The organism is Synechococcus sp. BDU 130192, from assembly GCF_963876085.1.
Lineage (GTDB): Bacteria > Cyanobacteriota > Cyanobacteriia > Cyanobacteriales > MRBY01 > MRBY01.
Genome location: NZ_CAWNNO010000060.1, coordinates 141646 through 154838 on the forward strand (window position 1 = coordinate 141646; position 13193 = coordinate 154838).

A 13193-nucleotide genomic window follows, 5' to 3' on the forward strand; every position below is an offset into this window, starting at 1 on the left:
TTTTTGAATCACTGCTAACGAAAAAATGCTTACCATTGCCATTCCCAAAGGTGGCCTCCTCCCAGAGGCGATCGCCCTCCTCCAACAAGTCGGGTTAGACTTTAGCGCCTTCCTCGATAAAAAAAATCGCCAACTGCAAATCACCGATCCCACTGGCACCGCCCGGGCGATGCTCGTGCGCACCCATGACGTTCCCGTCTATGTCGAATATGGCCAGGCCCAACTGGGCTTTGCGGGTTACGATGTCCTCCGGGAGAAAAAACCCGATGTCGCGAATCTGTTAGACTTAGGGTTCGGTGGTTGTCGTCTCTCCGTTGCCGTCCCCAAGGCCAGCCCCTACAAAAATCCCCGGCAACTCCCCCCCAACTGCCGTGTAGCCTCCAAATTTGTTAATTGCGCCAAAGACTACTTCCGCGATCTCGATCTCCCCATCGAAGTCATCCCCCTCCACGGCTCCGTCGAACTCGGCCCCATTACTGGTATGTCCGAGGCGATCGTTGACCTTGTTTCCACTGGGAATACCCTTAGGGAAAATAACCTCGAAGAAGTTGAAGTGCTCTTCCATAGCACCGTCCGCCTCATTGCCCACCCCACCAGCTACCGCGCCAACCGTCACAATATGCTCGATTGGGTGCAAAAATTGGAGCAAATCCTCTAAATTTTTGGGCAAATGGTAACAAGGTTTGCTGACAAATTCCTAAAAAATATTTCAGCATCGCCCCAAGATCCGTTACAATGCATTAAGAAATCGTTCCTAGATCTTGACCTGAACTCCGTTCTTTACTAGAAACTGCATGACCACAAAACCGACAATCGCCATTTCCCATCTTGGTTGTGAAAAAAACCGCATCGATTCCGAACATATGATTGGGCTATTGGTAAATGCTGGTTATGAGGTCGATGCAAACGAAGAACTGGCCGATTACGTCATCGTCAACACCTGTAGCTTCATCGAAGATGCCCGGGCCGAATCCGTGCGTACTCTAGTGGAATTGGCAGAGGCAAACAAGAAAATCGTCATTTCCGGTTGCATGGCGCAACATTTCCAAGAGCAGCTTTTAGAAGAATTGCCTGAAGCTGTCGCCCTCGTGGGCACTGGGGATTATCACAAAATTGTTGACGTGATTCAACGCACCGAACAGGGCGAGATTGTAAAGGAAGTTTCCCAAGAAATCACCTATATCGCTGACGAAACTGTGCCCCGCTACCGCACCACCAACGAAGCGGTGGCTTATCTCCGGGTGGCGGAAGGCTGTGATTACCGCTGTGCCTTTTGCATCATCCCTCACCTCAGAGGGGATCAGCGATCGCGCCCCATTGAGTCCATCGTGGCCGAAGCCAAACAATTGGCTGAGCAAGGCGTCCAGGAAATTATTTTAATTTCCCAGATCACCACCAACTACGGCAAAGATATTTACGGCAAACCCAAATTGGCAGAACTCCTCAGAGCCTTGGGGGGCGTCGATGTGCCTTGGATCCGCATCCACTATGCCTATCCGACGGGGTTGACCCCTGAGGTAATTGCCGCGATGCGTGATACCCCCAACGTTATTCCCTATCTGGATCTCCCGCTACAACATTCCCATCCAGATATTCTTCGGGCGATGAATCGTCCTTGGCAAGGTCGCGTCAATGATCGAATCATTGAAGACCTGAAAGAGGCGTTACCCGATGCAATTTTGCGCACCACCTTTATCGTGGGTTTCCCCGGCGAGACGGAAGAACACTTCCAGCACCTCGTGGATTTTGTGAAACGTCACGAGTTTGATCATGTGGGTGTGTTTACTTTCTCGGCTGAGGAAGGAACCCCTGCCATTGATTTACCGAACCAACTACCGCAATCTGTCAAAGATAGCCGTCGGGATGCTCTGATGGAAATTCAACAACCGATTGCTGCCCGCCGCAATGAACTTTGTGTCGGACAAACGGTGGATGTGCTGATCGAACAGGAAAACCCAGCGACTGGTGAATTAATCGGGCGATCGCCTAGATTTGCCCCAGACGTTGACGGACTGGTATATGTCACCGGAGAAGCCTCCCTCGGCAGTATTGTCCCTGTTCAAATTACCGCTGCGGATATTTATGACCTCTACGGCACCATCGTGGAAGCATAACTAGACCGTCCAGCCACACCCCCGGCATTGTCCAGACTGCCAAGAAGCATCCAATCGGTTTTATTTCAAAGAACCCAGTTTGGGAAAAGGGTTGGGGGAGGGATTGCCCTTAGATAAGACGCATTCCCAATTTTTGTCAAACCTTAGCAAAAACCCATCCATAAACCTTACAACTTTTTTATGACCACTTCTTTTCAAACCATCGGCTTATCCGACGCCCGCGTTGACCTGTTAGAAAATATTGGCTTCGAGAAGCCCACCGAAATTCAAAGTAAAGCGATCCCCGCAATCCTCGAAGGACGGGACGTGGTGGGACTATCCCAAACAGGTACGGGAAAAACCGCCGCCTACTCCCTGCCTTTCCTTGAAAAAATTGACCTGGAACAAAAGACCGTCCAAGGTTTGATCCTCACTCCCACCCGTGAACTGGCGGTGCAGGTGACCCAGTCCCTCAAGGAATTCGCCGTGGATCGTCGTCTCTGGGTGCTCACCGTCTGCGGTGGTCAATCCATGGAACGGCAAATTCGCAGCCTGCAAAAGGGCGTCCACATTGTTGTGGGTACGCCGGGCCGGGTCATCGATCTTCTCGAACGGGGTAAGTTGTCCTTTGAAGAACTCCGTTGGGCGGTGCTCGACGAAGCCGATGAAATGCTCAGTATGGGCTTCATTGATGATGTGAAAAAGATTTTGCGTCAGTCCCCCAAAACACGCCAAACGGTTTGTTTCTCGGCGACCATGCCCCCCGCAATCCGGGATCTGGTGGAAAATTTCCTCAATGACCCGATCAACATCACGATCAAACAGCCCCAGGTTACGCCTGACCGCATTGCCCAAGAGGTCTACATGATTCCGCGCGGTTGGTCAAAAACCAAGGCGCTACTGCCCATCTTGGAAATGGCAAACCCAGAGTCGGCAATTATCTTCGTGCGCACGAAACGGACGGCTTCGGAGTTGACCAATGAGTTGGTTGAAGCGGGCCAAAGTGCCGATGAGTACCACGGCGACCTCAACCAAAACCAACGGGAAAAACTGGTACGTCGCTTTAAAGACGGCAAGATCAAGATGATTGTCGCCACGGATATTGCGGCGCGGGGTCTGGACGTGGAAAACCTCAGCCACGTGATTAACTTTGATTTACCGGATAATACGGAAAGTTATATCCACCGGATCGGTCGGACGGGCCGAGCTGGTAAAACGGGTACTGCGATCGCCCTCGTCGAACCCAGCGATCGCCGGTTGTTGCGTCAAATTGAACGGCGCGTCAAACAGTCCCTCAAGGTTTCGACTATTCCGAGCCGCACTGAAGTAGAAGCCCAACGGGTCACCCGCCTGGAAACCCAAGTACGGGAAGCCTTGGCCGGGGAACGGATGGCCTCCTTCTTACCGATTGTGAAGCGTTTGGGTGATGAGTATGATCCCCAGGCGATCGCCGCGGCGGTATTGCAAATGATGTACGACAATAATTCCCCCGAATGGCTCAACGAAGATTGGGAAGTACCAGAAGTCAACACTAAGACAGGTCTCCCCAAACCTACGAAAAAAGGTGGCCGCAGCGGACGTCGTTCTAACTACAAAGGGAGTGGCAGTGGCTACAAAGGCGATCGCTCCCGGGGACGCCGTTCCTACAGTTCCAACCATTCCTAAAAATGTGATATCGCCGACTCCCCAGGTGATCCAACTCACTAAATCTAGGGGAATGCGACAAGCATTATAGAAATAAAAAAGAGCCTCCATTTCCGATGAGAAGTGGAGGTTTTTCTTTGGGTAAAGCTTTATAAAAATACAGCTTTAGTGGTGTGTTTAAAGCACGGCAATACATTCAATTTCGACGAGGACATCCTTCGGCAGACGTGCCACTTCTACGCAAGCGCGGGCCGGAGCAGTGGCTTCATTAAAATAGGTAGCATATACAGCATTAACCGCCGCAAAATCATTCATATCCTTGAGAAAAACGCCCGTTTTCACAACATTTTCCCAGGTGGCGCCAGCTTCTTTTAGCACCGCCGCTAAATTTGCCATGACTTGTTTTGTTTGGGCTTGGACATCCCCCTCAATAATTTGGCCCGTGGTTGGATCAAGGGCAATTTGGCCAGAACAAAATAACATCTTGCCTGAAGCGGCGATCGCCTGGTTATAGGGGCCAACGGGGGCGGGGGCATGATTAGTTTGAATAACTTGTTTTTCCATCACTAAATTCTTAAAACCGTTAAAAAATTGCAGATCACGTTAAGCACCCAAACGGGGACGCATCCCGTGGTGGCGGTAAGACCAATAATCCTGCAAAATGCGCCCATGATCAAAACATAAATTTTGCGGAACTTCCCACGGCTGAAAAATGCCGACCGTTTTCGCATCATCTGCCGCTTTGGGGTCTCCCGTTGCCGTAGCGATAAAGACAATACTAATGGTGTGTTGGCGCGGATCACGGGCAGGATCAGAGTACACACCCAATTGCTCAACCAATTGCACCTCTAGGGAGATCTCCTCTAAAGCTTCCCGTTTGGCGGCTGTCTCTACTGTTTCGCCATAATCCACAAAGCCCCCTGGAATTGCCCAACCAAAGGGTTCATGTTTGCGTTCAATCAAAATAATTGGTCGATGGGGGCGATCGCAGAGTTCAACAATGATATCGACGGTGGGAGCAGGATTACGGTAAGCCATGGCAGGGAAAGGCAATTGCAACCAGGATCATAGCAGTTTCTCTGAAGCCAGTTTGCAGACTTATTGTCTTCTTAGGAATTTTTCCGAGCCATGTTTGCTAGCTCAATTTGGCGCGCCCGGAGATGTTGCCAACTGCTGCCAGCTCCTTCGACGATGCCCCTAGCGATTAATCCAAGGGCTCGGCCAATCACATTGGTCAGCACATAAACTAAAATTTCACCGAGCCAGGCCACGAGGGCGCGAATCCGGGGAGCAAGGGCATCCCTCAGTTCCAGGAGAATCGTCACCAGCCAGGGAATCCCCTCAAGGTTGGCGAGTTCCGCGGAGCGGGGCTGGTAAACGGCCGTTTGCACGATGCCGACTGGACTAACGCTCAAAAATTGATGTTGACTTTCAAAAATGGCCTTCGGTTCTAACCAATATTTGCGCAGGCGATAGGCCCACGATAGATCATTGCGAAAACGGGCAATGTTGCGGGAAGAGCGCAGTTGTGGCTGGTAAATTTCTGCCTTGAGTAATTCTGGTTCCGGTAGGGTATTCAAGATAAATTGCAGGATATCGTTACCGACGGTGATCAACAAATTTTCTAAAATGAGTTGGCTGCGTCGCAGGGTTTCCCTGGCCTCAAGGCGATAGGTGACATTATCAATCTTGAGGGGCTGGTCTTGTAGTAAATAGGCGAATAAGTCGTCGCTTTGGGGTAGTCTTTGGTTTAGGTCTGGGGCATTGGCGATCGCCACCCGATTGAGCAACTCCAAAAAGCCCTCGGCCTGATTGTCAGCGGTGAGGTGGTAGCGGCCAATAAATTCCTGGGCGCTAAATTTCCAGAGGTTACGAATGCTGCGTTGATGTTGGGCTTGGAAGGCTTCGGGATCTAAATTTTTCCACTGGGGATCATTAAAAATAAAATTGAGTTGTTGCAGAATGATGTAGAGCAGTTCCCGTCGTTTTTCTGGGGTGACAATCTCTAGTTCTAGGCTACTGCCAGTGGCATTTTTCAGGGAGCCATTGAGCTTCACAAAGGTCTTTTCGAGGAGAATTTGCCAGCGGCTATTGGTCGTCGTGATCTCTACGGGCGAGGCAATGGCGATCGCCCCGGCGGGAGGCGTTTGGGGTTGGGCGGGAGGAACTGTATTGAGGAAAATGGCACTTTGGGGCAGACAATGGCGCAGGAGCCAGGCTGCTGTTTTGAGTTCCCGTTGTTGTCCAGCGAAAACTGCACGGTACAGGGGCGGGAGATTCTCTTGGGCGAGGTAGGTTTCGACGCGATCTAGGGCTGTGTAAATCTGGTTAAGGCCCCGGCGACGCATCCCAGCGAACAAATTTTGGTTAATGCCCTGGGGACGTTGGGACCAAACTTTACCGCCAGCGGCGATGGTACTCAGCTCCGGGACGAGATCGGCGATCGCCAAGCCTTTCGGGAAATAACCTGCTAGTCCATCCCGTTTCGCCTGTAAGATCCGCTCCGAATCCAGTTGTGCCGTGCAGAGGACTAGGGGCGTCGTCGGGTAAAGAAGTTGCAGTTCGCGGTATCGACGCCAATGACGATCCCCCTGCCAGGCGGGATCACAGAGAATTAGATCCAAATCCTTGCGGGGGGATGCTGCCAAAATGGTGCTGAAATTTTCTGCGGCGATCGCCCAATCCGTTTCCTGGGCCAAAGCGGTACAAAAGCCTAGACGAAAAATGGGATCATCATCTACCAACAGCAGTTTCATGGGAAGCTTACGAATGTCTTACACTGAGTTACCAATGCTCCCAGTGTACTGGTTGACGCCTGTAATACATCGCTCCCCACAAACTTCTTGCGGAATTTTTTACCTAGGGGCCACCTGTTAACCCCTTCAGGACGACGAAACTAGATGAGCGCAGGGTTTGAATTATTCCCCAATAATTTCAGGCTGGGTCAGTTCATCGGACATCTCAATAATGGCGCGGATCGGCGGCTTCATTAGCGGATCTTCAACGGCATCAAATTCTTCGTAACGGCGGCGCTTAGCCCGCTGAGCCACCTGCACAGTAATTCGGTAACGATTGGATGCGGCCTGCATGAGATCTTCAGCCCGGTGCATAATTTCTGCAGAATCGAAGGAGCTACGTTTTTGCATACGAGGTGGTAATAAATCTGTGGGTTGGGTGTTCAGGCTTTCCATTATAACGGTGCGGGGGAGTTCGCCTGGTTATTCTTCCATGAGGCGATCGCGCTCTAGGAGCAGTAAATCTCGCAGTTGATTCGTATCCAATTCCGTGAGCCAATTTTCTCCCGTATCCACGGTTTGTTCGGCCAGTTCTTTTTTGCTGGCGATCATGGCACTAATTTTTTCTTCGAGGGTGCCGGTACTGACGAATTTATGCACCTGGACATTTTGCTTCTGGCCAATGCGGAAGGCGCGGTCGGTGGCCTGGTCTTCTACCGCCGGATTCCACCAGCGATCGACGTGGAACACATGGTTGGCGCGGGTTAAATTCAACCCAGTACCCCCTGCTTTGAGGGACAGAATGAAAATGGGGGGGCCATTGGGATCATTTTGGAAGCGATCGCACATCTGTTGGCGGGCCTCCCGTCGGGTCGCCCCATAGAGAAAGAGGACATCCTGGCCGAGGCGTTCCTGGAGGTAGGGTTGGAGCAGTTTCCCCCATTCAGAAAATTGGGTGAAGATCAAAGCGCGATCGCCTTCGGAGATCAATTCTTCGAGCATTTCTTCAAGGCGGAGTAGTTTGCCGGAACGGGGGGCAAAATTTTTGCCGAGTTTGGGTTTGCTCTGGAGCAGTACAGGGTGATTACAAAGCTGTTTGAGCCGTAGCAGCAGGGTGAGAATTAAGCCGCGCCGTTGGATACCGTCGGTGTTTTCGATTTCCGCAAGGGATTCATCCACCAGTTTTTGGTAGAGGTTGGCTTGGTCTTTCGAGAGGCTACAAAAGACTTCCATTTCCTGTTTTTCGGGCAGGTCTTGGATAATTGTCTTGTCGGTCTTGAGGCGACGCAGGATAAAGGGTTGGGTCAGCTTACGGAGGCTCTGGAGGGTTTGGCGATCGCCATATTTTTCGATGGGAATTGCAAAGCGCCGTTGGAAAAATTGTTGCGTACCAAGGAAATTGGGATTGAGAAAATCAAGGATTGACCAGAGTTCCTTGAGGCGATTTTCCACAGGGGTTCCCGTGAGGGCAATGCGAAAACCACTGTCGAGGTCACGCACCGCTTGGGACTGTTTCGCCTGGGGATTCTTGATATTTTGGGCTTCGTCAAGGATCATGCCTTGCCAAGACACCGTTGCTAAATCTTTTTGATCCCGAAAAACCAAGGAATAGCTGGTGAGAATCACGTCATATTTTTGGGCCGTGCTCGCAAAGGTTTTTCCTTTGGCGCGGCGATCGCCATGGTGAATCAAGGTTTTTAAGCTGGGGGCAAACTTGTGAAGTTCTCGTTCCCAGTTACTGACTACGGAGGTGGGACAGACCAATAGCACCGGCTGGGTTAGTTTTTTGTTTTCCTGGAGGGTCAATAAAAAGGCGATCGCCTGGATTGTTTTCCCTAGGCCCATATCGTCGGCGAGACAAGCCCCCAAGCCCCATTTTTGTAAAAAGCTCAGCCAACTCATCCCCTTGTGCTGGTAGGGCCGGAGCGTCCCTTGCAGAGAGTCAGGCGGCTCAATTAGCTTCAGGGCTTCATTATTCGTCAGATGATCAAGGAGTTCCCGCAACGCCCCCGACGCCTCAAAGCCAACCACAGGCAACTTCGCAAACACCTGGCCCGGTTCTGCCCCCAAGCGGAGGGCATCTTCTACCCGCAGCGGCTGCTCACTCATTTTCGTTTGGTAAATTTCTTGGGCGGCCCGCACATCGGTGGGTTGGAGCGCTAGCCATTGACCATTCACTTCTACCAAAGGCGATCGCCGCGCGAGGAGATCCTGAAATTCCCGTTCTGTGAGAGTCGTTTCGCCAACGGCCACCTCTAGTTTGTACTGCAATAGACTCTGAAGATTCAACCGACTTTCATCTTTCACCTGGGCAGAAATTTTAATGCCAAGGCGTACTTCATTACTCCCGGCCTCTAAACCTGCTGGTAGGATGACCCCCAAACCCTTATCGCGCAGTTGCCAGGCCACCGAACGGATAAACTCATAGGCTTGGATCGCATCAAGGGGACAACCACAGGGCTGCGGCCCCCCTAAACTTTCACCAATGGGTTCGTACAACCGGGACGCCAGGCCTAGACCCTTTAATAAAATTTCCTGGGGTTGGCTGGGATCTTGCCAAACTTGATCCGCCGTGACAATATTTTCTGCATTTCCCAAGGCCTGCAAACCATATTGCAATTGCCAACTGTTTTGGTCTGCGGTGGGGGGTAGCAGTTGAAAGCAGGCACGAAATAGGGGCTGATTCAGGGCAAAATCCGGCGGATTTACCAAATATTCCCGCACGGGAAACGTCCAATTTTCGTAGGCATGGCCCAGTTGACGGGGCAGATCTTCAAAGGTGGCCTTGGCTTTGGAAAGGCGATCGCACCAGGGAAACACCACAGAGGTTTTCGGAAAATTTTGCAGGGGCTTGGCATGGGGACGCACCTGGGCATCGACCATCGCCGTGAGAAAACTCAATAACACCTGGGCTGGCCTTTGACCGACCGCACAAATGCCAGGCATCTGTTGCAAAAACTGGGCAAACCGCTGTTGTTCTGTGACGCTATCTAACAAAGGTACCCACGTCGCTAGGGCTTCTCCCGTTGGGAGGAGGGTCACATGGGGCAGAAATTTACGCCGCACAACTAAATCAAGGCTCCAGCGGCACACCTGCCACCAAAACCGGAGATCCCCCGCGAGGGCGTCATCGGTGAGGGGTAATGTTTGAATAATATTCGTGGCTTGGCGAGCGTTTAGGGCGAGGCCCATAATTTGCCAGTCGACCCAATCGAGCTGATCGGGAATCTGGGGTTGATTAGACAAGAGTGGGATCGAGGGTTTGGTCTTGGTGCCTTTGGTACTGGGTAGAGAAAGCGTCGTTTTTAACCACTGGGCATTTTCCGGCACCGTCACCCCATAGGCCTGGAGTTGGGTTTCAAGGCTTTGGCGATCGCCCCCAAAAGGATAAGCGGGCGGGCTGACTGCGGACTCACTGCGCCAGGCCTCACTCCACAGAAAAAAGTAGGATTGCTGTGCCTGAAAGATCCAAGTGCCGTGTACCAGTGCCATAGACGATATGTATTTGTCGAGAAAAACGGACGCAGCAGGATTCGAACCTGCGACCGACCGCTTAGAAGGCGGTTGCTCTATCCACTGAGCTATGCGTCCAAGGGTTTTGGGCTAATAAAGTATAGCAGATTGAAGTTTGGCTGTAGACCCCGATCTATCTCCATTGCCGGGGATAAAATTCTACTCGCTGCGGAGGGCAACAATCGGGTCTAAACGGGCCGCTTGCCGCGCCGGAAACACCCCAAAAAATAAGCCAATTCCCCCAGAAACACCTACCGCCATCACAATCGCTGTTACAGAAATAGGGGCCGCCAGGGGGGTCAAGACATTGGCGAGAAATACGCCCCCCAAGCCTAGACCTGTCCCAAAGATCCCACCAATCCCTGCCAGGATCACCGATTCAATCAGGAACTGATACAAAACGTCGTTTTCTGTGGCACCAAGGGCTTTACGGAGACCAATTTCTTTTGTCCGCTCGGTAACAGACACCAACATAATATTCATGATGCCAATCCCACCAACGAGGAGAGAAATACCGGCGATCGCCGCCAACATTGTGGTTAAAGCCCCGGTAATTGTATTCGCCACGTCCAATAAATCCTGTTGACTTTGGACGCTAAAATCATCCTCATCGACGATCTTATGGCGGAGCCGCAATAGATTTTCGATCTGAAAGGTCATCGCCCTGACTCGGTCTTCACTTTCACCGGAGACGGAAATAAAGGTTAACTCGGTGCCATAGGGAGACGTGCGTCCCACCACCTGGTTCGACATTGTGGTGAGGGGCATATAAACGGCGTTGTCCTGGTTTGTGCCAAAGGAAGCCCCCTTTTCTTCGAGAACACCAATCACATCGAAGGTGAGATTTTTGACCCGGAGTTTTTGGCCCACCGGCTCGATATTAGGGAAAAGCTCCGTGGCAATCTCAGAGCCAATCACAGCGACGCGCTTGTTGCGTTCCACATCACTGTCGGTCACGAACCGGCCTTGGGCTAGGGTAAATTCGCGCACATCAATGAATTCGGGGGTAATGCCCAAGAGCAGAGAATCTTTATTAATCCCCCGAAATGTCACTAGACCGCGACTATTAATCTGGGGCGCCACCGCCGCCACATTCGGCACCTGTTCGGCGATCGCCTGGGCATCTTCCCAAACGAGGGTCTTGGGTAAATCAATGGTGGTGCGTTGGGCCGCCCGGGAGCCAGGAATGATAAACAAAACATTGGAACCGAGGGATTCAAACTGCTCTGTGGCTAATTTTTGGGCACCTTGGCCTAAACCGACCATGGCAATCACAGACGCATTGCCGATGATGATGCCGAGCATCGTTAAACCACTGCGCATTTTGTTGGTGCGGAGGGTGGCGATCGCCATTTGTAAATGCTCAAACAGATGTAATCCCATGGGGCCGTCGTCGATAAAGGTGCTTCTCCTCTACTGTACGCAAAAGACCCAAGCCCTGGCAGAATTTTGTCCGAAAAAAGCTCAATGGTTCACGAGGCAATCGTACTGACTCTGGTTAATGCGACCCGCTTGGAAAAGGGTTTCGGTGATTTCAGAAATGGTTAAAATGGCGTGGGCTTGATATCCCTGGGCCTGGAGCCGATCCTTAACGCCCGCTTCGTGGTCAATGAGAACCACCATCTCCTTCACGGTGAGGCCTGCCGACTCCAGTTTTTTCGCCCCCTCAACGATACTTTTGCCCGTAATCAGCACGTCATCGACGACCAAAATCGTTTCCCCTGGCTCAAAATGGCCCTCAATCACCCGCCTCGTCCCGTGGGCCTTAACTTCCTTACGGGGGAAAATCATCGGGTAATTTAATTTCAGAGCCAGCCCCGTTGCCGTCGGGAGCGAACCATAGGGAATCCCCGCAATGCGGTCAAATTTCAGGTTTTTGGCGATCGCCCCGTAGGCATTGAGCACCTGGTTAAAAACCTGGGGGTTAGAAATAATTTTGCGCAGATCAATGTAATAGGAAAACGTCGCTCCGGAGGCCTGGACATATTCCCCAAAGAGCAGACAGCCCAGGTCAAACAACTGCACGATCAACTCCGCCTGGGGGTGCGCTGCGGGGAAATTTGTCGGTACTTGGAGCAAATCACAGCGGGCATTACTGGGGGTATAACGCTGGCGGATGTCTTCAATCTTTTGCCGTAGCTGGGCGACGGGTTGCCGACAATCCGTTTGGCTGAGGTCATCGTTAGGAATGGGAATTAAGAGGCCAGACCCATTGGAATTTAAGCCCTGGTGAATGATTTCTTCGAGGTTTTCGCTCCGTTGCCAGATACTGCGGGCGAGGATCCACCGTTCCGGGGCAATGGCACGTACTTGGCGAAAAACCGCCGGGCGATCGCCCCCAATTTCTAGGAAAAGTTGTTCGGGGGTGCCCCACTGTTTAATTTCTTGGATCAGGTGCAGATAAAAAGGCCGTCGCGGGTCGGGATAATTTTGCAGGGGAAAGGCACCGGGGTTCGAGGTGCGACATTGCAAGAAAACGCCTTTGTCGGGATAGAGCAAAAAAGGGGCAACGTGGTCTTGGCCGGGGTAGGCGCTGAGGGTAACTGCATCCACTTGCCACACCTCAAAAATCGCCTGGGCGAAAAGGCTGCTGGTATTGAGATCGGCGTGTTTCGCATCGAGAATAATGGGAATATCAGGCGGAATATGGGCTAAAACCGTTTCTAACAGTTGCAACCCCGGCACCCCTAAGGCTTGATAAAAACCGAGGGTCGGCTTGTAGGCACAGACGAGATCCTGGGTCTGGTCAATGATCCCCAAAAGCCACGTTTTCAGGTTCTGAATTAAATCTCCGGTGCGCAAAGAATCCGGCAGCATTTCCGGGTTCGGATCGAGGCCCGCCACGAGGAGGGTCTTTTGGGCGGCGATCGCCCCGGTGAGTTTTTCGGTGAAAGTTGCGGGAGCTAGCTCCAATCCTGTTGCTCCTCGCCATGGCGTAGATGTTTGTAGGCCCGCCCGGCCGCATGGATTTCCCTTGTTTTGGCGAATAAAGCTTCCTCTGTCAGGCCCCACTGTTGAAACAGCAATTTCAAATCCTGTTGAATTTCCCTTGCCCCAGGGAAGCCGTCATAGCGCAGATGGAGCCGTGCCAATTCCACCAGGGCATTTTCTGTGGGTTCTCCCTTGAGGAGACTATCCACAATCAGGCGATCGCGGTTGGCTTGGGGATGGACTTGATCTTGTTGGGGCATCGGCGCGAATGGAACTA

11 protein-coding genes and 1 tRNA gene are annotated in these 13193 nt (G+C 51.9%); 3 read left to right on the plus strand and 9 right to left on the minus strand.

What is annotated here, in order from left to right:
* Positions 1–25: 25 nt before the first annotated feature.
* The 3 genes from hisG (at position 26) to AACT35_RS14270 (ending at position 3758) form a co-directional block, all read left to right on the plus strand.
* Positions 26–658 (plus strand): ATP phosphoribosyltransferase, encoded by a 633-nt coding sequence (gene hisG / locus AACT35_RS14260; protein ID WP_012306250.1) that lies wholly within the window; start codon positions 26–28, stop codon positions 656–658.
* A gap of 136 nt (positions 659–794) precedes the next feature.
* Positions 795–2114 carry a 30S ribosomal protein S12 methylthiotransferase RimO gene (rimO, locus tag AACT35_RS14265; protein ID WP_062432459.1) on the plus strand — a complete coding sequence of 440 codons (1320 nt, stop codon included), beginning with the start codon at positions 795–797 and terminating at the stop codon, positions 2112–2114.
* A 180-nt stretch (positions 2115–2294) separates the two neighbouring features.
* Positions 2295–3758, plus strand: coding sequence for a DEAD/DEAH box helicase (locus tag AACT35_RS14270; RefSeq protein WP_099237987.1), 1464 nt, complete (start codon positions 2295–2297; stop codon positions 3756–3758).
* A 156-nt stretch (positions 3759–3914) separates the two neighbouring features.
* Here the strand turns inward: AACT35_RS14270 and AACT35_RS14275 are convergent, their stop codons facing one another.
* The 9 genes from AACT35_RS14275 to AACT35_RS14315 all read right to left on the minus strand — a co-directional run bounded on the left by AACT35_RS14275 (position 3915) and on the right by AACT35_RS14315 (position 13176).
* The gene (locus tag AACT35_RS14275; RefSeq protein ID WP_099237989.1) at positions 3915–4301 is read right to left on the minus strand and encodes a RidA family protein; all 387 of its coding nucleotides are present in this window, start codon (positions 4299–4301) and stop codon (positions 3915–3917) included.
* A gap of 39 nt (positions 4302–4340) precedes the next feature.
* Entirely contained in the window at positions 4341–4775 is a 435-nt protein-coding gene (locus AACT35_RS14280; RefSeq protein WP_099237991.1) for an NUDIX domain-containing protein, read from the minus strand.
* 71 nt (positions 4776–4846) lie between these two features.
* Entirely contained in the window at positions 4847–6493 is a 1647-nt protein-coding gene (locus AACT35_RS14285) for a DUF3685 domain-containing protein (RefSeq protein WP_099237993.1), read from the minus strand.
* 162 nt (positions 6494–6655) lie between these two features.
* Positions 6656–6883, minus strand: a complete 228-nt coding sequence (locus tag AACT35_RS14290) for a DNA-directed RNA polymerase subunit omega (protein ID WP_012306244.1) — start codon at positions 6881–6883, stop codon at positions 6656–6658.
* A 72-nt stretch (positions 6884–6955) separates the two neighbouring features.
* Positions 6956–9964 (minus strand): DEAD/DEAH box helicase, encoded by a 3009-nt coding sequence (locus AACT35_RS14295; RefSeq protein WP_099237995.1) that lies wholly within the window; start codon positions 9962–9964, stop codon positions 6956–6958.
* A 26-nt stretch (positions 9965–9990) separates the two neighbouring features.
* Positions 9991–10063, minus strand: a tRNA-Arg gene (locus AACT35_RS14300).
* 81 nt (positions 10064–10144) lie between these two features.
* A complete protein-coding gene (locus tag AACT35_RS14305; protein WP_065710153.1) occupies positions 10145–11368 on the minus strand; it encodes an ABC transporter permease in 1224 nt (407 codons plus the stop codon).
* An 81-nt stretch (positions 11369–11449) separates the two neighbouring features.
* Positions 11450–12898 carry a bifunctional orotidine-5'-phosphate decarboxylase/orotate phosphoribosyltransferase gene (locus AACT35_RS14310; protein ID WP_099237997.1) on the minus strand — a complete coding sequence of 483 codons (1449 nt, stop codon included), beginning with the start codon at positions 12896–12898 and terminating at the stop codon, positions 11450–11452.
* On the minus strand, positions 12889–13176 hold the full coding sequence (locus AACT35_RS14315) for a DUF3288 family protein (protein ID WP_030005865.1): 288 nt from the start codon (positions 13174–13176) through the stop codon (positions 12889–12891). Before AACT35_RS14315 ends, AACT35_RS14310 begins: the two co-directional genes overlap by 10 nt.
* Between the last annotated feature and the right edge of the window lie 17 nt (positions 13177–13193).

Excerpts from the sequence above, each read along its gene's own strand:
- hisG (WP_012306250.1), top strand. The coding sequence starts at position 26 with ATGCTTACCATTGCCATTCCCAAAGGTGGCCTCCTCCCAGAGGCGATC.
- AACT35_RS14295 (WP_099237995.1), bottom strand. The coding sequence starts at position 9,964 with ATGGCACTGGTACACGGCACTTGGATCTTTCAGGCACAGCAATCCTAC.
- AACT35_RS14270 (WP_099237987.1), top strand. The coding sequence starts at position 2,295 with ATGACCACTTCTTTTCAAACCATCGGCTTATCCGACGCCCGCGTTGAC.
- AACT35_RS14305 (WP_065710153.1), bottom strand. The coding sequence starts at position 11,368 with ATGGGATTACATCTGTTTGAGCATTTACAAATGGCGATCGCCACCCTC.
- AACT35_RS14315 (WP_030005865.1), bottom strand. The coding sequence starts at position 13,176 with ATGCCCCAACAAGATCAAGTCCATCCCCAAGCCAACCGCGATCGCCTG.
- AACT35_RS14290 (WP_012306244.1), bottom strand. The coding sequence starts at position 6,883 with ATGCAAAAACGTAGCTCCTTCGATTCTGCAGAAATTATGCACCGGGCT.
- AACT35_RS14285 (WP_099237993.1), bottom strand. The coding sequence starts at position 6,493 with ATGAAACTGCTGTTGGTAGATGATGATCCCATTTTTCGTCTAGGCTTT.
- AACT35_RS14275 (WP_099237989.1), bottom strand. The coding sequence starts at position 4,301 with ATGGAAAAACAAGTTATTCAAACTAATCATGCCCCCGCCCCCGTTGGC.
- rimO (WP_062432459.1), top strand. The coding sequence starts at position 795 with ATGACCACAAAACCGACAATCGCCATTTCCCATCTTGGTTGTGAAAAA.
- AACT35_RS14280 (WP_099237991.1), bottom strand. The coding sequence starts at position 4,775 with ATGGCTTACCGTAATCCTGCTCCCACCGTCGATATCATTGTTGAACTC.